Raw genomic sequence first — 21,917 nt, 5'->3', positions numbered from 1 at the left:
TGGGGCCATGTACACGACCCGCGTGTCCGGACATGTGAACGCCCCCCGCCCGGCCGTCTACCGGGCGCTGGTGAGCGCGGAGGCGGTCGCGCGGTGGCGGGTGCCGCCGGGCATGCGGAGCGAGGTGCACGCGTTCGAGGCGCGCGAGGGCGGCGGGTTCCGGGTCTCCCTGACCTATGACTCGCCCGACGCGGCCGGCAAGTCGTCCGCGCACACCGACACGTACCACGGTCGCTTCACGCGGCTCGTGCCCTGCGAACTGGTGGTGGAGGTCCTCGAGTTCGAGAGCGAGGACCCCGGGCTGCGCGGCACGATGACGATCACCACCGCGCTCACCGAAGCCGACGGCGGCACGGATGTGCTGATCGTCCACGAGGGCGTCCCCGACGCGGTGTCCGCGGCCGACAACGACGCGGGCACCCGCTCGGCACTGAGCCGGCTCGCCCGTTTCGTGGAGGCGGACACCTGAATTTCCTGCGCTCCCCCGTGCACCCGTGCGCCCCCTTGGCGACGGGATCGGGTACGTCGGGTGCCGGTCCGCCGTGGGCAGGACAAGGTTCGAGTACCACATGTATGTGGACTCGTATATGTGGACTCACTGAATTCCGTTTGTGTCGCTCGAGACAGGTGGCATTCGATGAGCAATTGCGTCCATGAACCGGTGCCGGCCTGGAGGTCGGGAGTCGCGCCGGGCATATTCCCGTCCGTCGGACACGGTATCGCCTTGTTCCGGCGCCCACTGGAGTTTCTGAATTCTTTGTCCGCGTACGGCGATCTGGTGGAGATACGCCTGGGTCCCGTCCGCGCCTGGGTGGTGTGCCATCCGCGACTGGTCCACGAGATGCTCAGGGACACCCGCACCTTCGACAAGGGCGGCCCTCTCTACGAGCGGCTCCGGGCCCTCATGGGGGACGGGGTCGTCACCTGCCCGCACGGCGATCACCGCAGGCAGCGCAGGCTGCTGCAGCCCGCCTTCCGTCCGGCCGGCGTCGCCGGCCGGACGGAGTCCATGGGTGAGGAGGCCGAGTCGGTGTGCCGCTCCTGGCGGGCGGGGCAGAAGGTCGATGTCGGCGCGGCCATGATGACCCTGACCACGGGGACGATCAGCCGGGTCCTCTTCTCCGACTCCCTCGACGCGGCGAGGACCGCCGAGGTGCGGGACTGCCTGGCCGGGATCGTCCGCGGCCTGTTCGCGCGTACGGTCGTACCGGTGGACGCCCTGTTCCGGGTGCCTCTGCCCGCCAACCGCCGGTACCGCGACGCGGTGGCCCGTCTGCACGCGCTCGTGGACGCGGTCGTCGCCGAGCGCCGCGCGGGCGAGGCACGTGACGATCTGCTGGGGGCGCTGCTGGCGGCGGCCGACGCCGGGGAGGACGGGGTGACCCCCCGCGAGGTGCACGATCAGCTCGTCTCCCTGCTGCTCACCGGGTCGGAGAGCCCCTCGCTGTGTCTGTCCTCCACGTTCAGCCTGCTCGCACAGCACCCGGAGGCCGAGCGCGCGCTGCACGCCGAGGTCGACTCCCTGCCGGCCGGGCGTGCCCTCCTCACCTCCGACGATCTGCCGCGCCTCCCCCGCACCCGGGCGGTGGTCAGCGAATCCCTGCGCCACTCCCCGCCCGGCTGGCTCTTCACCCGGTCCACCACCAGGGACGTCGAGTTCGGCGGACGCCGCCTGCCGCGCGGGGCCACCGTCCTGTACAGCCCGTATCTGCTGCACCACGCGCCCTCGTCGTTCCCCGAGCCCGAGCGGTTCCGGCCGGAGCGGTGGCTGTCCGGCGAGGAGACCGGCGGGCCGCACGGGGCGATGGTCCCGTTCTCCGCGGGCAGCCGGAAATGCCTCGGGGACGCCTTCGCCATGGCACAGGCCACGGTGGCGCTCGCGACCATCGCGCGGCGCTGGAGGCTGCTCCATCCGCCGGGGCCCGTCGCGCCGGTGCGCCCGGCGGTGACACTGGGCCCCAGGTCACTGGTCATGATCTGCGAACCGCGCGGTGGCGGGCTCGACCGGGGATCCCGAGGGGCGGGTGACAACCTTGTCGACCACACATGAGGACATCGCGACCGGCGCACCGCACGGAATTCACGGCGCCGATCTCAGGAATCTGATCGACACCCATCTGCACATGCCGTTCCCCTTCCTGAGCAATCCGCACGAACACCAGGTCGCGGCGGGCGTCGAGAAGTGGCTGCGGGAAACGGGACTGGCGGACGAAAGCTGGATTCCGGAAATGATCGCCCGCACCCGCCCGGCCCAGCTCGCCTCCTACAACGGCCCGGACATGGATGCCGGTCTGCTGCAGATCGTCGCCAACCAGATCGCCTATCAGTTCGTCTTCGACGACCGGGCGGAGGAGGTGGGCCGACGGGGACCCGGCCGGCTGCTGCCCATGCTGGACGAGAGCATCGCCGTACTGCGGGACGACGCGTCGCCGTCGACGCCGCTCGGCGCGGCCCTGGCCGATCTGCACCAACAGGTCCGCGAGCGGTGCACGCCGGCCCAGGCCGCGCGATGGGCCGTCAAGAGCCGTGAGTACGTGCACGGCCTGCTGTACGAGGCGGTGGCGCAGGCCGACCCCGCCCCGCTGCCGACCGGGCTGTGCACGTCGATACGGTCGCTGACCGCGGGGGTCGAGCCCTTCCATCCGCTGTGCGAGGCGGCACAGCCGTGCGAACTGTCCGACGCGGAACTGCAGCACCCGGTGATGCGGCGGCTGACCCGGCTGTCGGCCGACGCGGCGGTGTGGATACCCGATCTGTACTCCGCGGTGAAGGAACGGCAGGCAGGCGGGATGATCAATCTGGCCCTCGCCCACCAGCGGGCCCACCGCTGCTCCCTGCCGGTCGCCGTCATGCTGGCGATCCGGCAGATCAACCGCACGATCGACGAGTTCGTCGGCCTCTTCGAGGAGATCAGGCCGCGGCTGAGTCCCTCGGCCGTCGGTTATGCGGAGGGCATGGCCGGCTGGATCCGGGGGTGCTGCCACTGGTCCCGTACCGTGCCGCGCTACGCCGACACGGCGGTGGCCCCGGCCTGACCCGGTCGCCGCCACGGGCCCGCGCCCCGGGCGCGCTCCATTCGAGCGACCCTACCCACAGGAGGGATGCCCCAAGCCGCCACCGTCTTCGATTCACCCGTCCTGTCGTGGTCGTACCGGAATACTGAAACGGCGCGCCGCGGCGGACATACGCTCGTCTGCCACCCGTCGACCGAACGACAGGAAGCGGTGCGGCACATGGCGATCGAGCGGCGGCAGTACGGCACCGAGTCCCGGCCCCTGCTGGAACGCCGACGGGAACTCCGCGCGCTCGACGAGGCGTTGGCGGCCCTGCGGGACACCCGGGACGGGGTGCCGCAAGTGCCGCGCGGTGGGCTCCTCGTCTTCACCGGCCCGGGCGGGATGGGCAAGACGGCACTGCTGGCGCAGGCCCGCTCCCGCGCGCTGGCCCAGGGTGTCACCGTGCTGTCGGGCTGCGGCGGCCGGAACGAGCAGGAGCTGGCGTTCCGTGTGGTGCGCCGGCTCCTCCAGCCCTCGCTGGCCGCGATGGACGGCGGCGAGCTCCGCGCGTTCCTGGGCAGTTGGTACGACGTCGTCGCCACCGCCCTCGGTCTGGAGGCGGAGCCAGGCCCTCACGTACCCGACCCGTCCGGGGTCCGCGAGGGTCTGGACTGGGTCGTGACCCGGCTCGCCGTGCGGAAGGCACCCATGGTGCTGCTGCTCGACGATCTGCACTGGGCGGACGTCGAGTCCCTCGACTGGCTCACCTCCTTCGCGCCCCGGGCGGCGGATCTGCCGCTGCTGATCGTCCTCGCCCACCGGCCCGACGACCTGCCGCGCGAGGCGGAGCCGCTGCGCACCCTGCCGGGCAGCCTCGGCACCCGCCCCTACGCGCTGGAGCCGCTCACCTCCGAGGGGGTGGCGCGGATCGTCAGGGACGAGGTGGGGGACGAGGCCGAGGACGAGTTCTGCGAGGAATGCCGCCAGGTCACCGGGGGAAGCCCGTTCGAGGCCGTCGAACTCGCCATTCGCCTGGGCGAACGCGATCTGCGGGGCACCCGGCACGAACTGGGCGCGATGCGGGACCTCGCCGCGGCGGTCAAGGGCCGCGGACTGATCGAACGTCTGCGTGCCCTCGGGACGTCCACCGTCCGTTTCGCCTACGCCGCGGCCGTGCTCGGCGAGGCCGTGTCACAGGAACTCGCCGCCACCATCGCCGTGGTCGGCAGTGAGGCGGCCGCCGAGGCGACCGAGCGGCTGCGCGCCGCCCGGATCCTGGCCGAGGACGACGGGACCGGAGGCGGACTCGCCTTCATCCACCCGCTGATCGCCACCACCATCTACCATTCCATCCCCCCGGCACTGCGGGTCGGACTGCACAACGGGGCCGCCGAGGCCGTCCGCGCCGCCGGGTTCGGGCCGGCGGCGGCCGCCCGGCATCTGCTGGAGGTGCCCTGCGACGGCCGTGCCGAGGCGGTGGTGTGTCTGCGCGAGGCCGCCCGTGAGTACATGCGCGCCGGCGCCCCGGAAGCGGCCCGGCGGCTGCTGACGCGGGCGCTCCAGGAGCCGCCGCTGCCGGAGCAGCGCGCCGAACTGTTGCACGAACTCGCCTCCTCCACCTTCCTCATCAAGCCCACGGCCACGGTCGCGCACCTCCGTGAGGCGCTGGCGGAACCCGGCATCGACCCGGAGCTGCGGGCGTCCATCGTGTACCGGCTCACGCAGGCGCTGGCGCACGTCGACGAGGTGGCCGAGGCCGCGGCCGTCGCCGCCGACGAGGCACGGCGCACCCCGCACCCCCGGATCCGGCTGCGGATGCAGGCCGACCACTTCGTGTGGAGCTCGTACCGCGCCGACGAGCCCGACCCCGCCGCCCGCTCGCGCAGGCTCGCCAGGCTGGCCGCGAAGGTGACCGGCCGAGGCCTGGAGGAGCGGTACATCCTGGGCCTGCGGGCCTGGGAGGCGGTGGTGTGCGGCGAGCCACGGCGGACGGCCCTCGAATACGCCGAGCGGTCCCTGCGGGGCGGACTGAGCTGGACCGACGAGAACCGGGGCTTCGAGGTACCGGTGGCGGTGGCGATGGTGTTCCTGTACGCCGACCAGCCGCGGCGGGCCGAGGAACTGTTCGGCAAGGGCATGGCGGAGTGCGAGGCGAAGGGCTGGCGCGGCTCCCATCTCGCCCTGGGGCAGACCCTCGCCGGGTACATCCGCTATCGCCGGGGGTCCCTGGCCGAGGCGGAGAACCTCGTCCGGGAGGGGCTGCGCATCGCCGACCGGGTGGAGGGGGCGGTGCCCGCCCAGTGGTTCGCCGTCGGCATCCTCATCCAGACGCTCCTGGCCCGCGGGCGTACGGCGGCGGCACGCCGGATCGCCGACCACCACCGCTACGGCGGGCCGGCCCCGAACGCCGTCATCTACCCCGACCCGCGCACGGTGTACGCCGAACTGCTGCTGGCGGAGGGCCGCGCGGACGAGGCCGCCGCGCTGCTCTCCGCCGTCGGGGACTGGCTGGACGGGCGGGAATGGCGCAACCCCGCCTGGTGCGCCTGGCAGTCGGGGCTGGCGTCCGCGCTCGCCCGCAGCGCACCCGACCGGGCGGTCCGGCACGCGCAGGACGCGGTCAAGCGGGCCCGGGACTTCGGGGCGGCCTCGGCGATCGGGCAGACGGTGCACACCCTGGCCGAGGTGACCGGCGGCCGGGCCTCGCTCGACCTGCACGCGGAGGCCGTCGGCCATCTGGAACAGTCCCCCGCGGCCTACGAGCTGGCCCGCGCCCTGGTCGGCCACGGGGCGGCGCTGTCCCGCACCGGGCGGCTGCAGGAGGCAGCCGACCGTCTCTACCGCGGACTGGAGGGCGCCGTGCACTGCGGCGCGGAGGCGCTGGCGGTACGGGCCAGGGACGAGCTCGCCGCGGCCGGACTGCGGCCGCTGCCCCTGCGTTACGCCCAGACGGACACGCTGACCGCGCCCGAACGGGAGGCCGCCGAGCTGGCGGCCCGGGGGGCGTCCACGGCGGTGATCGCCGGGAAGCTGCACCTCACGGAGCAGGGTGTACGCCATCTGCTCTCGTCGGTCTACCGCAAGATCGGCACGGACGCCTCCGGCCTGGCAGCCGCGCTGGAGTCCTTTCCCCGGCAGCGGCTGTGAACAGGCCGCGGCCGGAAACGGCCGCACGGCCTGCGGCTTCCGGACCTCATCCATGTGCGACTCACCGGACGCGGCCCGCCCGGACGGCCGGGAAACGCGTTCAGGGGTCCGGCGGGTCCGCGCGCGTCACAGGGCGATGACGGCCCGCACCAGGGTGCCGTCGGCGGAGCGCAGCACCGACGTGTCCACGGAGTACGCGTCGACGAGGGCGAGGCCGCGACCGAACGGGGCGTCCATGTCGGCCGGCTCGCAGCGGGGCACGGGGCGTTGCCGCCAGCGCCCGCCGTCGCGCACCCCCACGGTCAGGGAGGTGCCGTCGACCTCGAACGCCACCTCCAGGTCGGGACTGCCGCTGTGCAGGACGACGTTGGTGCCGAGTTCGCTGACGATCACGGTGAGCGCCTCCTCCGCCGCCTCGGAGAGCCGGTGGCTGCGGACCACCGCGCGCGCCAGCCGCCGCAGCCTCGGCACGGTTCGCGGGGAGGCCGGAAGGACGGCCACGACCAGGAAACCCTTCCCGCGCGGCGCCGTCTTCTCGTGCGGCCGCTCGCGTCCCGCCGGCCGGGGCGCCTTGAGGGCCGCCCCCGCCGGGCTCGGATCAGTCACGTCACTCACGCCGCACTCCTGCCTGCGCAGCCGACCTCGTCGGCAGCGGGGCCCACCGATCCACCGGGATCACGAGGCCTTACGGGGTCCACGCTGCCCGCCGTCCTCGGTGCCCGGCAATCAGGGCAGACTGAGTACGGATACGCAAACAACCGGGGACACGCGTGGGACGGGGTGACGAACCATGCCGGACAGCGTTGGGGCGGCGGACGAAGCCGAGGTGGCGCTGCGCGGGCGGCTCGCCGCGGCCCTCGACCCGAGAGGGGCCGGCCGGCCGGTGCTGCTGCTGGTCGAGGGCGTCGCCGGCACCGGCAAGAGCCGTCTGGTGGAGCGGCTCGGGACGGCGGTGGCGAGTTCCGTCCGGCGCACGGCCCCCGGCGAGCCCCCGGCCGGCGCCGGACCGGAGCTCCTCGTCGTCGAGGACGTGCACCGCGCGTCGGCGGACGACACGGCCCGGCTGCGGGCCCTGCTCGCCGACCCGCCCCCTCGTCTCGCGTGTGTCCTGAGCTACCGGCCCGAGGAGTTGGCCGCACCGGGGCTGGTCCTCGGGCCGGACACCGACTTCCCGGCCGCCCTCACGGTCGTACGGCATGTCCTGGGGCCGCTCGGCCCCGCCGACGTGCACCGGATGGCCGTCGCCGCCCTGGGTGCGGACCGATGCGCGCCGGGCCTGGCCGCGGCCCTGCACCACGCCTCCGGCGGTGTCGCCCAGACCGTCGCGGACCTGCTCGACCTGCTGGCCGGTCAGCCCTCCTGCGACCTCGACCGGCTCGGAACACCTCCCCGGCTCGACATCCTGACGCTGCGGCGCACGGCCGCCGTCGCGGAGGAGCACCGGTTGATCGTCCTCGCCTCCGCCGTCCTCGACGAGCCCGCCACCTCCCGCGACCTCGGCGTGGTGGCCGGCCTGTCCGGCCGGGCCGGCGCCGACGCACTGACCGCCGCCCTGCGGGTCGCGGCGCTCGAGGAGCGCGGCGACGGCCGGTACGGCTTCGGCTCCCCGCTCGCCGCGGCCGCCGTGCGCCGCGCGGCGACCGGTCCCGTGCGCGAGGTACTGCACCGGCGGGCCGCGAACCTGCTCGCCAGGCGCCAGCCCGTCCCCTGGGAACGCGTGGCCGTCCACCGCCGCGCCTGTGGCAACGAGCGGGGCTGGCTGCACGCCGTCGAACGCGCGGCCGGGCAGTTGGAGGACGCCGGCGGACAGCAGCACGCCGTGGGTCTGCTGGAGTCGGCTCTCGCCACCGGACCGGTGCCCGAGCAGGCCCGCTCCCGGCTCGCCCGGCTGCTCGCCCGCTGTGCCGTGGTGGGCCTGCGCTCCGACGAGACGCTGAAGGTTCTGCGGCACATCGTGGCCGATCCCGGCCTCGCCCCGGCCGTGCGCGGTGAGATCCGCCTGGACCTCGGGCTGCTGCTGTGCAACCAGATGGGCGAGGTCATGGAGGGGCGGGACGAGCTCGCCCGCGCGGTGGACGACCTGGCCGGCGAGCCGGTGCCGCTGGCCCGGGCGATGTCGGCGCTGGCGATGCCGTACGGACCGGACGCGTCGTTCGCCGAGAACGTCTCCTGGATCGAGCGGGCCGTGACGGTCGCCGAGGAGTCGGGCGACCCCGTGGTGCGGGCGGCCGTGGCCGCGAACCGGGTGAGCGTCCTGCTCAACGGCGGCGACCCGGCGGCCTGGCCGCTCATCGAGCGCCTGCCCCGCGACAGCGACCTCATCGGCTGCCGGCAGCAGACCTCCCGGGGCCTGTGCAACGCGGCGGACGCGGTGGCGTGGCTCGGCCACTACGAGAAGTCGCGCGCCCTGCTCGCCGAGGGCGTCACCCTGGCCGCGCGCAGCGGTGCCGCGTACGCCGAGCAGACCGGCCGCGGCTGCGCGCTGGTCGTCGACTGGGCGACCGGCCACTGGCCCGGGCTCGCGGAACGGTGCCGGGCCTTCGTCGACGAGTCCGGCGACATGCCCTACCTCGCCTCGGACGCCCGGATGGTCCTCGGCCTGCTCGCCCTCGCCCGCGGCGAATGGGCCGACGCCCTCGACCATCTGACCGGACCCGACGCCGCCGACCTGGACACCGGACCGGTACCGATCTCGGCGACCGTGTCCAGTGCGCTGATCCGGCTCGCCCTCGCCCACGACGACATCGCCGGCGCGGCCGCCGGGGCCGCCGCCGCGTGGCAGCGGCTGCGCGCCAAGGGAATCTGGGCCTGGGCCGCCGAACTCGCCCCCTGGGCGGTGGGAGCGACCCTCCGGGCCGGGGACGCGCCCACCGCGGGCGCGATGACGGAGGAGTTCGCCGCCGGTCTGGACGGCCGCGACGCGCCGTCGGCGGACGCCGCCCTCGAATGGACTCGCGGAGTCCTCGCCGAGCACACCGGGAGGACGGCGGAGGCCGCCGCCCACTACGACCGGAGCGCCGCCGCCTACCGGGCGCTGCCCCGGCCCTACCACGCGGCCCTCACCGCGGCGGGCGCCGCCCGCTGCGCCCTCGCCCTGGAGGAGGACGACGGCCCCGCCGTCGCCGCCCTCGCCGGCTCCGCCGCCGTGTTCGACACCCTCGGCGCGACCTGGGACGCCGCCCGCACCCGCGCCGAGCTGCGCCGTCACCAACCGGTGGCGGAACGCCGGCCGCCCGGCCGCCCCGGGTACGGCGACGTGCTGTCGCCGCGCGAGGAGGAGGTCGCGGAACTCGCCGCGGCGGGCATGTCCAACCGGGAGATCGCCGCCACGCTGCACCTGTCCCCGCGCACCGTCGAGCAGCATGTCGCGCGGGCGCTCCAGAAGACCGGCGTGCACTCCCGCCAGCAGCTCGCGCGGGCCTTGAGGCCGGCTTCGCGTTGACTGCGTGTCCGTGGACGCGCCGAAGCCCGGTCGAGGCGGCTCAGCCGAGGAAGCTCAGCCGTACCCGGCGGTCGGGGTTGTCGCGGTTGGTGTCCGCCAAACTCCGTTAAGGCAACCCCGAGGATAGCTGGCCTCCCTGAAGAGGCTGGTCGCGATCCTTGGTCCTCCAGGGGCCCGCCGCTCTTGAGCACTCGCACGCCCTTTGTCAGGACCTCTTGGTCCCGGCCGTCGGCTCCATCTCCGGCCAGGACGGCCTCCGCGTCGGCGCCACCAGCCGCCCGCCCCACGTGGACCCGGCCTGTCCCACCGAACCGAGAGCTGATCGAGGAAGACGTGCACAAGATGCTGGGGCTCAACGTGAACGCACCGGACCATCCTTTCCAGTCACGGCGATGTGTACGGGCCGGTCCGGTGGAGTTCCAGGGTTGTGGCGAGGCGGATGACGGCGGTGTGCCAGTGGGAAGTGACGGGGGCCGGGCCGTGGGTGCGGAGGGTGGTTGTCACAGCGGAGACCTTGTCCGCGGTGGTGTGGAAGCCGGTTCGGTGCAGGAGGGCGGCTGCTGATTCGAGGATGTCGTGGTCGGTGGCAGTCAGGTTCTTCAGGCCGTGGTGGGCGGCCTCGGCGAGGGCGGCGAGGGCCTGTTCCAGGGCGGTGGTGAGGGGGTCGTCCGGGGGGTGCGGGGCGACGGGGAGGGCGGTGTCGCCGTCGCCGGGGGCGAGGTCGGGGACGAGGACGCCGTGGGAGGTGCGGACGGCGAGAGGGGCAAGGAGGACCCTGCCCCGGTCATGGCGGAGGGAACCGCTGATCCGGTCGACGGTGCCGGAGGCGAGGGCGTCGGCCAAGGCGTCCAGGGTGCCGGGGCAGTGAGGGTTGTGCGCGGTGCTCAGCAGGGCCTCGTTGCCGGCCGGGTCGTGAAGGACGGCTTCGAGGCGCTGTGCGGCCGGGTCGTACCGCACGGGTCCGGCCTCCGCGACGGCGAGGACGCGCATGGACTCGGCCTCCACCCGAGGGCGGACGAGGCGGGGAGGGAGGGTACCGGGGGCGGGGAACTGTGCGGCGAGGTCGGTGACCAGCAGCCCGGGCGGCAGGTCGTCCCAGGCGGTGCCGACGGGGGTGACGGACGTGGTGGCGATCCGGCCGCGGGAGATCTCCACGGCGCGGCCGGCTGTGCGGGAGGTGGCCTCGCTGACCACGTTGGCGGCGGCAAGGGTGCGCAGGTTTGTACCGAGGATCCTGCGGGAGCCGAGGTCGTGGCCGGTGGGCGCCTGACCGTCGGGCAGCTCCCAGCGTTTGTGCAGAACGAGGACGATACCGGCATCGGGGTGGGCGAAGAAGACGTCGGCGGTGCGGTCGCGGGCGGAGCCGTCGACGTGGCAGCCGAGGGCGACGAGGCGGACTCGGCGCAAGGCTGTGCGGGCCGTCTCGGCAGTGCCGAGGACGGCTGCGGGGTCGGTGGGGGCGGCGCGGTGGCGGGCGTGGAGTTCGGCGAGGAGCAGGGCGTGGGTCTCGCGGTCGTGGCGGGCGCCGCGGACGGCGTGCTCGGCGAGCTGGTGGCGTATCCCCTCGAGGGCCGCGGCGGGCCAGTGGCGGCCGGCGGCCGTGAGGGCGGCGCCGGCACGGCGGAGGGTTCCGTCCAGGGCGGGGCCGGCCTGGGGGACGCCTTCGACGAGGAGTTCGTCGACGAGGTCCATGGCTGCGCGGTGGGCGCTGTCGCCGTTGTCCGGGGTTGTTTCCTTTCCTCCGACGGTGACTCGGTCGCTGCCCTCGGTGTCGGCGGCTCGGAAGGCCCAGACGGCAAGTACGACCGTCGCGCCGCGCAGCGGCTCGGCGGCGTCGGTGACGGCGAAGCCGGGGCGGTGGGGCACGGGGAAGCGGACGGTGCAGGCGGGGAGTTCGACGGCGGGAACGGGGTCGGCGGGGGTGGGGCGGTGGAGGACGGCCTGGTAGCCGCGGTCGCGGGTGCGACGGGCTGCGGTGAGGGCGGGACGGCCGAAGGCCTCGGCGAGGGCGGTGTCGTCGATGCTTCCGGGGGACCAGTCGGTGAAAGGCGGCGGGGTGTCCGATGCGGTCGCGGTGCGCTGGTAGGCGAGGACGAGGCCGATGCGGTGGCGGCAGACTCCGTGGGCCTCGCAGCTGCAGCGGGCGTCCTGCAGGGTGGCGCCGGGCGGCAGTCGGGTCTCGGTGCCGTCAGGAAAGCAGCCGTGCACGGTGTGGTCGCCGGTGACGTCCAGGTCGGGGCCTGCTCCGGCGTCGAGGTCCTTGGCGGCGCGTTTGACCAGGCCGCGGTTGGCGAGGGCGGCGAGGGTGTCGGGGGTGAGGGCGAGCAGGTCGGTGCGGGTCATGCCGTTCGTCCTCCGTGGGCCATTCTCTCGGCGACGAATTCGGCCAGGTGGCCGGGGGTCATGGCGCCGATGTGTGCGCCGGCCTCGGCGAGGCGGCCGGCCAGGTTGCGGTCGTAGGAGGGGGCAGCCTCCTCGTCGAGGGCGGCGAGGCCGAGGACGGTGACGCCCTGTCCGGTCAGGTCGCGGACGGTGCGGGTCAGGCGGTGGGCGTCGCCGCCCTCGTAGAAGTCGGTGATCAGGGCGACGATCGTGCGGCGCGGGTTGTCGACGAGGCCGGCGGAGTAGTCGACGGCGCGGGCGATGTCGGTGCCACCGCCGAGCTGGACCTTCATCAGGAGTTCGACGGGGTCGGTGACATCGGAGGTGAGGTCGACGACCTGCGTGTCGAAAGCGACCAAGTGGGTGCGCAGTCCGGGCAGGCCCCACAGGCAGGCAGCGGTGACGGCGGAGTGGATCACGGATCCGGCCATGGAGCCGGACTGGTCGACGAGGAGGATCAGCTGCCACTGCTCGATGTGGCGGCGGGTGCGGGAGTGGAAGTGCGGCTGCTCGATGAGGATGCGGCGGTCCTCGGGCCGGTAGTGGGCGAGGTTGGCGCGGATCGTGGCCCTGAAGTCGAAGTTCCGGGCGCGGGGGGTTCGGCTGGGGCGGCGGGAGCGGGCTCCGGTGAGGGCGCGCCGGATCTCCGGCCTCAGCCGCTCGGTCAGGTCGCGCACGACGGCTTCGACGATGCGCCGGGCGGCGGCCAGAATCTGCGGGTTCATCAGGTGTTTGGTGCGCAGCACGGCCCGCAGCAGGCTGGTGCTGGGTTCTACGCGGAGAAGAACGTCGGGATCGGTGACGATCTCGTCGATGCCGTAGGTCTCCACGGCGTCGCGTTCGAGGCGTTCGACCCCCTCCCGGGGGAAGAGACGGTGGATGTCGTCGAGCCAGTCGACAACGGCGAGCGTGGAGGGACCGTCGCCGCCCTCCCGGTCGTCGGCGGTGCCGCGGCGTTCACCACGGCGGGCGAGGTCGTCGTCGCGGCCGTAGAGCCACTGGAGGGCGGTGTCGCGGGCGGCGTCCGGGCCGTCGAGGCCGCCGGTGCGGCGTTCGGCGGGGGCGCCGAGGATCAGCCGCCAGCGTTCCAGTCCTGCGCGGGGGTCGTCGGGGGTCATCGGGGTGCTCCGAGGGCGTGCCGGTCGAGCAGGAGGTCGGTGTGTTCCTCGAGGGCCGCGGCACGGGCGAGGAGCAGCGGGTCGGCGGTGGTGCGCAGCAGGGTGCGGGCGGAGCCGTGCAGGTTCCGGCGGTCGAGGAGGAGTTGTGCGACGCGTTCGCGTTCACGGGGCGGGAAGAAGGCGAAGGCCTGACGCAGGGCGGGCAGGGCGTGGAGGAAGACGTCGTCGGTCATGGTGGTGACGACGCCGTCCAGGGTGTCGAGCAGGGACTGTTCGCCCTTCGGGGCGGGCCGCAGGATTTCTTCGCGGGCGAGGGCGAGCAGGCCGGCCAGCCAGTCGCCGAGGACGGCGGGGTCGGACGCGACGGCGAACGCTTCGGCCTCGCCAGCGGGTTCGGCCAGGGCTCCGAGGGCGCGGCACAGGCCGAGGGCGGCGCCGCGCAGGTCGGCGGGAGCGTGCCGGTCGCGGGCGATGCGGGCGGCGGTCGCGGCGGCGGTTTCCGGGGTGAGGGTAAGGGCGGGTGCGGCGTGGAGGAGGGCGTCGCGGGCGGCGGTCAGGGCGCGCAGGCGGGGGACGTCGACGCCGGGCGGGCCGCCGTGGAGGCCCTCTACCAGGTGGAAGAGCCGGTCGACGGCGTGGTCGAGGACGGTGCCGAGCAGCGGGTCACGGGCGGTACCGAAGACGCGGTCATGGCGCCAGAGGCCCAGGACCACAGCGAGGGCCCGCCCGAGGGGGCCGGGGTCGGCGGTGGTACGGATCCGGTGGGCGAGGCCGTCCAGGAGGTCGCGGGAGAGGGTTCCGGCTCCGCAGAGGACGGCGTCGAAAAGGAGGGCGGCGGTGGTCCCGGGGTCGGCGGCTGTACCGGTGTCGCGGAGGCGGCGGGCGAGGAGGGCTGTGGCGGCCTCGTCGGGGCGGGCTCCGTAGGCGCCGGCCTCGGTCAGTGCGGCGTCGCGGCCGGTGCGGGGACAAGGTTCCCAGGTTTCGTGGTCGCGGAGATCGGCTCCGTGGTCGGGGCTGGTGAGGCGGGTGTGGCCGGGGATGCCGAGGATGCGCAGCTGGTGGAGGAAGCGGCTGCGTTCGAGCCCTCGGGGGTTGGTGAGGTCGAGGTCGAGGGTGCGGTCGCCGTCAAGGCCGAGGCGAATCTCCTCGGCAGTCACGTGGTGGACCAGGGGTGGCAGCGGGGTGTCGGGGTGGAGGCGGCCGGTGCGGTCGCCGGTGCAGGCGACGACCGTTTCGACGACGGCGGGGTGGGCGCCGGGCCTCAGGGGGCCGTCGGTGTTCCAGGGGAGCGGCTGGTCGAGGTCATCGGTGATCAGTGCGGCGGCGAGGCCGTCCAGGACGTCGACGCGGGCGGGGCAGGGGTGCCCCCGGAGGGCGGCGAGGCCTTCGGTGAGGGTGTGGGCGGAGATCAGGGCGGCGGTGGAGGCGGGGAGGCGGCGGGCGCGGAGCCGTTCCACGACGGTGCGATGGAGGGTTTTCGCGGCCGCGTCGGGGCCTTCGTCCCACAGGTGCTGGTAGTAGCCGGGGGACGGCATTCCGGACTGGTAGCCGGCGAAGGCGTCCATCTGGCGGAAGGAGTAGGGCACCAGGAAGCTGCCGCCCGCAGCCCCGTCGGGCGGGACGGGCACCGGGGGCCATGCGGCGGGTTCCGCGCCCGGAGACGTGCCGGGGGCGGCGATGAGGGCGCGCAGGGCGGGCTGGTGGAAGCCGCCGGTCACCACCAGGACCGGCCGGCTGCCGGCGTGTGCAACTGCGGCACGGACCCAGGAGGCCATGTACTGCTCGCGGGCGCGGTCCCCGTCGTCGGCCTCGGTGTCGCCGCGCACCAGGGCGAAGTAGGCGTCCAGGCGGTCCTGCAGGCCGTCCGGATCGGCGATCTCGAAGACGCGGTCCCACAGGGCGTCCACGGTGTCGACCCGGTAACGGGCGCGGAGCCGTTCGGTGGCGCGGCTGTAGCGGGCCTCGACGTCGGCGTAGCGGTTGGCTGCGCCGTCGGGGCGGTCGGTGAAGGCGCGGTGCCAGGCGGGCAGGTCGATGAACCGGACCTCGGCGCCCGCGGTACGGCCCTCGGTGAGTGCCACCCATTCCGGGGAGTACGCGCACAGCGGGGCCCAGGAGGTGGCGACCCGTTCGGTGCCGCGGTAGTGGCTGAAGACAGCGATGGGCAGTTCGTGTCCGAGGAGCAGTTCGTCGATCCGGTCGTTCATGTCGGCGGGGCCCTCGACCAGGACGTATGCCGGGCGCAGTTCGCGGATCGTGCAGCGAACAAGGCCGGCGCAGGCCGGTGAGTGGTGGCGCACCCCCAGGAAGGTGACGCGGGCGGTGCTCACCGTTGGTCCAGCAGGTGCCGGGCCTCGTGGAGGGCCTGCCACTGGAGGCCTCGGCGCAGGCGGGCCTGCTGTTCGAGGAAGCGGCGCAGGCGGGCGAGGTCCTCGGGGCTGTCCTTGGCGGCGGTGCCGGCGAGACAGGAGACGATGTCGGCGGCGTTGCCGGCCTCGCCGCGCAGGAACCAGCCGCGCAGGCCGACGGCGTGGGCCGTGGAGACGGCTTCGGCGGTGCTCATCACTGCGGAGGGCCGGTCGCCCTGGCCGGGTGCGCCGCGCAGTTCGCGGAAGGTACCGACCAGTACCTCGAGGACGTCCCGGTCGGGTGCCCGCTCGACTCCGGACTCGCGGAGCAGGGCGGTGGACTCGGCTTCGACGAGGGCGAGTTCGGTGTCGAGGTCGGGTATCGGGAAGACGGTCTCGAAGTTGAAACGGCGTTTGAGTGCGGCGCTCATCTCATTGACGCCGCGGTCGCGGGTGTTGGCGGTGGCGATGACGTTGAAGCCCTGGCGGGCGAAGACCATGCCGTCGTCGCCGTCGAGTTCGGGGACGGCGACGACGCGTTCGGAGAGCAGGGAGAGCAGGCAGTCCTGGACCTCGAGGGGGCAGCGGGTGATCTCCTCGAAGCGGACGATGCGTCCTTCGGCCATGCCGCGGAGCATGGGGGCGGGCACCAGGGAGCGGCGGGAGGGGCCTTCGGAGACCAGCAGGGCATAGTTCCAGGAGTACTTGATCTGGTCCTCGGTGGTGGCCGCGCCGCCCTGCACAGTGAGCGTGGAGGTGCCGCTGACGGCTGCCGCGATGAGCTCGGAGAGCAGTGACTTGGCAGTGCCGGGTTCGCCGACGAGCATCAGGCCCCGGTTGGTGGCCAGGGTCACGAGGGCCCGTTCGACGAGCGAGGGGCTGCCGACGAACTTGCGGCTGATGCCGGCGTCGGGGTCTCCGGCCACGAAGCGGAGGGCGGCACGGAGGCTGAGCTGCCAGCCGGGCGGCCGCGGGTCGGTGTCCCCAGCACGCAGCTCGGCGAGTTCGTCGGCGTGGCGCACTTCTGCGGGCGGGCGCTGCAGGCGGGGCGGGTGCGGGTCCCTCACTGTAGTCATGGCGGGGCTCACTTGGCGGTGATGTCGGTCAGGTCGGCGAGGATCTCGGAGGCGATGACGGGGTCGATCTCGCCGATGCGGTGCGGGTACGTGTGGTTGCGCCAGTAGTCACCGGGGGCGGTGTCGATCCATATGGTCTCGAGGGTCTGGTCGGGAAACGCGTCGACCATGCCGACGGCGATGCCGTCGTCGAGGGCGATGACGAGGTGGCGGTCGCGGGCGATCGGGCGGGAGAACCAGCGTTCCACGCCGTTGTCCTCGGGCGTGCCGCGTTCCCAGCCGCGCTTGGTGAGGCCGAGGAGTTTGCCGACGGGGACGGTGACGCCCTCGAAGCGGGTCAGCCGGTGGCCGGTGGCCTCCGCGTCGGTGAAGGCGTGCACGGGGCGCCCGAGCTGCGGGAAGGGCTGGAGGATCTCGTAGTCGGCGAAGAGGTCGGCCCAGGCCTTGAGTTCGTCTCCCAGATGGAGGGGGTGGGCGAGGCGCACGGTGGCGTCGGCGGGGAGGGTCCATGCGTCGTCGTGGACGTCGGCGAGGGTGAGGTCCTCGGCGACACGGAACGCGGTCACCATGCCGTCGCCGTCGCCGAGCCAGACCAGGCGGCGCACCAAGTGGCGCAGAAGGGGGTGTTCGACGAGCAGTTCGCGGAACTCGGCGGCGGTCCAGGAGCGGCCGGTGACCATGGCGGCCTCCAGGCGGCGCAGCTGGTCGGAGGCAATGGTTCGGACCTCCTTCTTGAGGGCGGCGAACCGCTTGCGCTCGGCGGGGGCGAGTTCCGGGTCGTCCTTGACGCCCGGGGCCGGCAGGGCCTTGCGGAGCTTGCCGGTCTCGTCGCGGACACAGGGGCGGAGCTGTTCGTCGAAGGTGACGGTGAAGCGGCGCGGGCCGTAGTCGATGACGGTGCTGCCGTCGTCGGCGAGGCCGAGGTCGGGGACCAGCCGGTCGGCGAGCTGGTCGGTGGTGAGGCCGAGTCCTTCGGCGACCTCGTCGATCTTCTCCCGGGCTCGCTTCTTGAGGGCCTTGAACGGCACACGCTGGGAGATGCCGTGCAGATGGCGCAGGGCGGTGTCGGTGCCGATCGCAGCGAGGACGGTGAGGCCTTCGACGGCCCGGTGGTGGGCGTTCTCACCGGGCCAGGCACGCACGAGGGGGGTGAGACGGCGGACGGTCTCGTCGTCGCCGAGGAGGCCGAGGGCGTGGAGGGCCCAGCTGTCCTTGGCCGGCATGCCGTGGAACCGCCACGTCATGAAGAGGGCCCAGGCGAACTCGGCGAGGGAGCCGGCGTCGCAGTGCTCGGTGACGGTGGCGAGGCCGGGGTAGACGTCACCGGGCTTGGAGATCTGCAGCATGGTCGTCACGTGGCGGACGGCGTCGGCGGGCAGGGCGCCGCGGCCGCCGGTGAGCCGGATCTGCGGGAACAGGGCGGGGTCGGCCCAGGTGCAGGGGGACGGCATCCTCGCCGGGAGGGCGGCCTCCAGCGGATCGCCGGCGAGGAGGTCGGCGACGATTTCCTCGGCCTCGGTGCCGCAGCCGGCGGCGATCTCCCGCACGGCCTCGGCGCCCACCTCTGCGGCGAGTTGCCGCAGGGCGTGTTCGGCGTGGTTGCGGGGTGTGCCCGCCGGGCCGACGGCGTCGGGAACGAGGAGGGCGGCCGCGGCCCGGCCGTGGCGGCGGAGCCAGGCGAGAACCGTGGGCCTCAGCGACTGGCGGCGCACCAGCCACTCGGCCATCTGCCGGGCCACCTCGACGCTGCGGTAGGGCAGCAGCAGGCCACAGGCGGTGGCCGGGTAGCGGGCGGCGAGCCGGCTCAGCATCGGCAGGGCGTGCAGGCCGTGGCGGGCGGCGACGGGCCTGAGGTGACTCTCGGTGTCCCAGACGTGCTCGGGGGCGAAGACGTCGAGCAGTGGGCGTACGACGTCCTCGGGGCCGGTGGTGAAGAGGCGGGCGGCGTGGATGTTGCCCCGCCACGTCCCCTGCTGCATCTGCTGGATCTCGCGGGACCAGTCGTACTCGCGCCACCAGGGGGTTTCGGCGACGACGGTGGCCGCCCAGGCCTCCTGCTCCCCGGGCTTCCAGGCCACCTCGGCCTGCGGCGCCCCGGGGACGTCGCGGGCCACACGGGCCTTGCGGCTGGTGCGCTTCCGGGTCCACGGCGGGGCGACCAGCAGGGCGGGGAGCGCATCCGCAGGCGCTTCTGCGTCCCGTTCGCTCCGCTCCAGCAGCGGGGCGACGACGGCTGCGGACGCCTCGGGCAGGGCGGGCAACGTCTCCTTCGTGAGCTCCGGGTGGGTCACCACGTGCAGGGGCAGCAGCATCCGGGAGAGGGACGCCTGTTCGCTGTCGCCCGCCGCGGCGGCGGAGAGCAGCCGCAGGGCCCGCCGAGGGTAGCGGTTCATGGCGTCGAGCAGGGCGGGGCGGACATTGCGGTCGCCGCCCTTCTTCAGCAGCAGGTGGAAGGCGTCGTCGGTGGGCAGTTCGGCGGCCCAGCCCGCGACGTCCCGGTGTCCGTCGGATCCGTAGGCTCCGTCGAACGCGTCCTCCAGCAGGGACCCGACGTCGGGACCGAGCCGGTTCGCGAGGGTGGCGAGCAGTTGGAGGTTCCAGCCGTTCCAGCCGAGTCGTGCTCCTTCGCCGATGCGGGCGATCTGCTCCGGCCGGTACAGGGAGAGAAGGAGCATGCGCCGCAGGACGGAGTCGTTCGGTATCGGGCCGTCGCAGCACTCGTCGACCCAGGCATGCTCCTCGGGTACCAGGTAGGAGACCACGATGCGGCGCTCGGCGCTGTCCCGGAGGCCGGCGAGGGCCTCGACGGTCCGCCGCCGGGTCTCCTCGTCGACCGCCGCGAGCAGGTCCCGGATACGGGCGGCGGTCTCCCACACGTAGTAGGTCTGGTAACCGGTCGATCTCCGCAGCGCCGCATCGTACCGTCGGGAACCTGCCTGCATGTAATGGGGGTTGACGCATCCCAGCTCCACGACGGCACGGGCGGCGAACGGCAGGCCGTGTTCGGTCACGCAGGCGTCGACGAGCACGTCCACCATCGTGTAGTGCCAGCCGACGGCGATCTCCACGGCGGCTCCGAGCGGAGAGGGACTGCCCTCCCTGTGGGCCCGGCCCTCCTTCACCAGCTCCGGGTCGCTGTCGGAGGAGGAGAACATCTCCTCGAACCAGGCCGCCTCCTGCGCGTAGCGGCGAGCGGCCTTCTCCACCGCGTCCTCGGCCGGCTTCGCGGCGGCCCGGAGCACGGGGAGGGCTCGCAGCCAGGCGGCGGGCATCTCGAACCGGTCCTCGTCGGCAATTTCCTGGTGCATGGCGCTGTTCCTCCCCGTCACCCGTTGCACGGGGACCTCATGAGCAGTCACCGATCACGTTAGACCTCGGCACTGACAACGGCCGGGCCGTGCACTCCCGGGCGGCGGCACGTCCGCATCGCAGGATTCCCTGCCCCCCGAGTTCCCGTTCGCCTCGTCCTACCGATGTGCTGGCATGCCGACGAAGTGGGGCGGACAGAACCCGAACCCTGTCAAATCCGGCGATCAGTGCGTGAACACGCGCGCCGTCAAGGGCAGCGACGGGAAGTGGCGACTGGAGCCGATTCCTGGGTACCGCGTTCCCACGTGGACCGAGTCCTGCGGACGTTCCACCATGTCCTTCAACCAGAATCGAGTGCCCATGAACGTGTACGTGGGTGCAGGTTGCTGTACCGCCAGCAGACGAGGAACCCGTCGGCAGCCTTGACAGCAGCCTCACTCCGGGGGCAGTTGGTGCGGCCGGACTTGCCATCCACACTCCGCACCGAGCCGGCGCCCTATCCGAGGAAGCTCAACCGCACCTGACGGTTGTGATTCGAGACGTTCGTGTCGACCAGGCACACCGACTGCCAGGTGCCCAGTTCCAGCCGTCCGTCCACCACCGGGAGCGTCGCGTGCGGCGGGACGAAGGCGGGCAGGACGTGGTCGCGGCCGTGGCCGGGGCTGCCGTGGCGATGCTGCCAGCGGTCGTCGGCGGGCAGCAGGGTGTGCAGGACGGACAGGAGGTCGTCGTCGCTGCCGGCGCCGGTCTCGATCACCGCGACACCGGCCGTGGCGTGCGGCACGAAGATGTTCAGCAGGCCGTCCCGGCCGGCCGCCGTCTCCCGCAGGAAGGCTTCGCAGTCGCCGGTGATGTCGACGACCCTCTCGTCGGAGCCGGTGGCGATGTTCAGGACTCGGGTGGTGAAGGCATCGGACATGTGCTCCATCCTGGCCCATGCGCCGGTGCTCCCGCGGGAGCACCGACGGGAAGATCCACGACCTCCGCCTGGTTGGTAGAAACGTGAACAACACGCGCGAGGTCGAGGTGGTCGTCATAGGCGCCGGGCAGGCCGGGCTGTCGAGCGCCCACCACCTGCGGCGGACCGGGTTCGAGCCGGACCGCGGCTTCGTGGTGCTGGACCACTCCCCCGGCCCGGGCGGCGCCTGGCAGTTCCGGTGGCCGTCACTGACGTACGGCAAGGTGCACGGGATGCACGCGCTGCCCGGCATGGAGCTCGACGGCGCCGATCCGGCGCGGGCCTCCTCCGAGGTGATCAGCGAGTACTTCGACCGCTACGAGCGGACCTTCGACCTGCGGGTACGGCGTCCGGTGGACATACGGGCGGTGCGGGAGGGATCCGGCGGACGGCTACTGGTGGAGACCTCGGACGGTGACTGGTCGACGCGGGCCGTGATCAACGCCACCGGCACCTGGGACCGGCCGTTCTGGCCGCGCCATCCGGGCCAGGAGACCTTCCGGGGACGGCAGTTGCACACGGCGCAGTACCCGGGGCCGGAGGCGTTCGCCGGGCAGCGGGTGGTCGTGGTGGGCGGCGGCGCGTCGGGTACCCAGCATCTGCTGGAGATCGCGCCGTACGCGGCGGCCACGACGTGGGTGACCCGGCGGCCCCCGGTCTTCCGTGAGGGCCCCTTCGACGAGGAGGCGGGCCGGGCGGCGGTGGCGCTCGTCGAGGAACGGGTGCGGCAGGGTCTGCCGCCGCGCAGCGTCGTCTCCGTGACGGGGCTGCCGCTCAATGACGCGATCCGCCGGGGTCTGGCGGACGGTGTGCTCGACCGGCAGCCCATGTTCGACCGGATCACGCCCGACGGCGTGGAGTGGGTGGACGGACGGCGGGTGGCGGCCGACGTCATCCTGTGGGCGACCGGCTTCCGCCCCGCCGTCGAGCATCTCGCCCCGCTGCGGCTGCGGGAGCCGGGGGGTGGGATCCGGGTCGAGGGGACGCGGGCGGTCGCCGATCCGCGGATCCATCTGGTCGGCTACGGCCCCTCGGCGAGCACCATCGGCGCCAACCGGGCCGGACGCGCGGCGGTACGGGACATCAGGCGGCTGCTGGCGCAGGAGGAACGGACCGCGGCATGACGGCCGGGAGCGCGCCG

General features: G+C 73.6%; 13 protein-coding genes. 6 read left to right on the top strand and 7 right to left on the bottom strand.

Annotated features, from left to right (window positions below; all coding sequences use genetic code 11):
• Positions 1-7: 7 nt before the first annotated feature.
• The 4 genes from ACH4VX_RS11025 to ACH4VX_RS11010 all read left to right on the top strand — a co-directional run bounded on the left by ACH4VX_RS11025 (position 8) and on the right by ACH4VX_RS11010 (position 6,143).
• Positions 8-469, top strand: coding sequence for an SRPBCC family protein (locus ACH4VX_RS11025; protein WP_398367054.1), 462 nt, complete (start codon positions 8-10; stop codon positions 467-469).
• 168 nt (positions 470-637) lie between these two features.
• On the top strand, positions 638-2,050 hold the full coding sequence (locus ACH4VX_RS11020; RefSeq protein WP_398367053.1) for a cytochrome P450: 1,413 nt from the start codon (positions 638-640) through the stop codon (positions 2,048-2,050).
• A complete protein-coding gene (locus tag ACH4VX_RS11015) occupies positions 2,025-3,035 on the top strand; it encodes a (-)-alpha-amorphene synthase (protein ID WP_398367052.1) in 1,011 nt (336 codons plus the stop codon). Before ACH4VX_RS11020 ends, ACH4VX_RS11015 begins: the two co-directional genes overlap by 26 nt.
• 198 nt (positions 3,036-3,233) lie before the next feature.
• Positions 3,234-6,143, top strand: coding sequence for an ATP-binding protein (locus ACH4VX_RS11010; RefSeq protein ID WP_398367051.1), 2,910 nt, complete (start codon positions 3,234-3,236; stop codon positions 6,141-6,143).
• 126 nt (positions 6,144-6,269) lie between these two features.
• Here ACH4VX_RS11010 and ACH4VX_RS11005 read toward each other — a convergent pair whose 3' ends face one another.
• Positions 6,270-6,758, bottom strand: a complete 489-nt coding sequence (locus ACH4VX_RS11005; RefSeq protein ID WP_398367050.1) for an ATP-binding protein — start codon at positions 6,756-6,758, stop codon at positions 6,270-6,272.
• Between the two features lie 175 nt (positions 6,759-6,933).
• Here ACH4VX_RS11005 and ACH4VX_RS11000 point away from each other — a divergent pair, with 175 nt between their 5' ends.
• Positions 6,934-9,585: a LuxR C-terminal-related transcriptional regulator gene (locus tag ACH4VX_RS11000; RefSeq protein ID WP_398367049.1), complete on the top strand. Its 2,652-nt coding sequence runs from the start codon at positions 6,934-6,936 to the stop codon at positions 9,583-9,585.
• Between the two features lie 384 nt (positions 9,586-9,969).
• Here the strand turns inward: ACH4VX_RS11000 and ACH4VX_RS10995 are convergent, their stop codons facing one another.
• The 6 genes from ACH4VX_RS10995 to ACH4VX_RS10970 form a co-directional block, all read right to left on the bottom strand.
• Positions 9,970-11,928, bottom strand: a complete 1,959-nt coding sequence (locus ACH4VX_RS10995; RefSeq protein ID WP_398367048.1) for a hypothetical protein — start codon at positions 11,926-11,928, stop codon at positions 9,970-9,972.
• Positions 11,925-13,085: a VWA domain-containing protein gene (locus ACH4VX_RS10990; RefSeq protein ID WP_398367047.1), complete on the bottom strand. Its 1,161-nt coding sequence runs from the start codon at positions 13,083-13,085 to the stop codon at positions 11,925-11,927. The genes ACH4VX_RS10995 and ACH4VX_RS10990 overlap by 4 nt, the downstream gene beginning before the upstream one ends.
• On the bottom strand, positions 13,082-15,415 hold the full coding sequence (locus tag ACH4VX_RS10985) for a DUF5682 family protein (protein ID WP_398367046.1): 2,334 nt from the start codon (positions 15,413-15,415) through the stop codon (positions 13,082-13,084). The genes ACH4VX_RS10990 and ACH4VX_RS10985 overlap by 4 nt, the downstream gene beginning before the upstream one ends.
• Positions 15,412-16,509, bottom strand: a complete 1,098-nt coding sequence (locus ACH4VX_RS10980; protein WP_398367045.1) for an AAA family ATPase — start codon at positions 16,507-16,509, stop codon at positions 15,412-15,414. The genes ACH4VX_RS10985 and ACH4VX_RS10980 overlap by 4 nt, the downstream gene beginning before the upstream one ends.
• A gap of 8 nt (positions 16,510-16,517) precedes the next feature.
• Positions 16,518-19,817, bottom strand: coding sequence for a DUF4132 domain-containing protein (locus ACH4VX_RS10975; RefSeq protein WP_398367044.1), 3,300 nt, complete (start codon positions 19,815-19,817; stop codon positions 16,518-16,520).
• A 497-nt stretch (positions 19,818-20,314) separates the two neighbouring features.
• Positions 20,315-20,737, bottom strand: a complete 423-nt coding sequence (locus ACH4VX_RS10970) for a secondary thiamine-phosphate synthase enzyme YjbQ (RefSeq protein WP_398367043.1) — start codon at positions 20,735-20,737, stop codon at positions 20,315-20,317.
• 83 nt (positions 20,738-20,820) lie between these two features.
• Here ACH4VX_RS10970 and ACH4VX_RS10965 point away from each other — a divergent pair, with 83 nt between their 5' ends.
• Positions 20,821-21,900, top strand: a complete 1,080-nt coding sequence (locus ACH4VX_RS10965) for an NAD(P)-binding domain-containing protein (protein WP_398367042.1) — start codon at positions 20,821-20,823, stop codon at positions 21,898-21,900.
• The last annotated feature ends 17 nt before the right edge of the window (positions 21,901-21,917 follow it).

The sequence above is a fragment of the Streptomyces sp. NPDC020731 genome (assembly GCF_044334705.1).
Taxonomy (GTDB): Bacteria; Actinomycetota; Actinomycetes; order Streptomycetales; family Streptomycetaceae; genus Streptomyces.
The sequence above is the reverse complement of the archived record's forward strand: the minus strand, read 5'-3'. Positions and strand labels throughout refer to the sequence as shown.

Bases quoted from the DNA above. Each gene is read 5' to 3' on its own strand.
- ACH4VX_RS11020 (WP_398367053.1), top strand. From the start codon at position 638: ATGAGCAATTGCGTCCATGAACCGGTGCCGGCCTGGAGGTCGGGAGTC.
- ACH4VX_RS10995 (WP_398367048.1), bottom strand. From the start codon at position 11,928: ATGACCCGCACCGACCTGCTCGCCCTCACCCCCGACACCCTCGCCGCC.
- ACH4VX_RS10970 (WP_398367043.1), bottom strand. From the start codon at position 20,737: ATGTCCGATGCCTTCACCACCCGAGTCCTGAACATCGCCACCGGCTCC.
- ACH4VX_RS11025 (WP_398367054.1), top strand. From the start codon at position 8: ATGTACACGACCCGCGTGTCCGGACATGTGAACGCCCCCCGCCCGGCC.
- ACH4VX_RS10990 (WP_398367047.1), bottom strand. From the start codon at position 13,085: ATGACCCCCGACGACCCCCGCGCAGGACTGGAACGCTGGCGGCTGATC.
- ACH4VX_RS10980 (WP_398367045.1), bottom strand. From the start codon at position 16,509: ATGACTACAGTGAGGGACCCGCACCCGCCCCGCCTGCAGCGCCCGCCC.
- ACH4VX_RS10975 (WP_398367044.1), bottom strand. From the start codon at position 19,817: ATGCACCAGGAAATTGCCGACGAGGACCGGTTCGAGATGCCCGCCGCC.
- ACH4VX_RS11010 (WP_398367051.1), top strand. From the start codon at position 3,234: ATGGCGATCGAGCGGCGGCAGTACGGCACCGAGTCCCGGCCCCTGCTG.
- ACH4VX_RS11000 (WP_398367049.1), top strand. From the start codon at position 6,934: ATGCCGGACAGCGTTGGGGCGGCGGACGAAGCCGAGGTGGCGCTGCGC.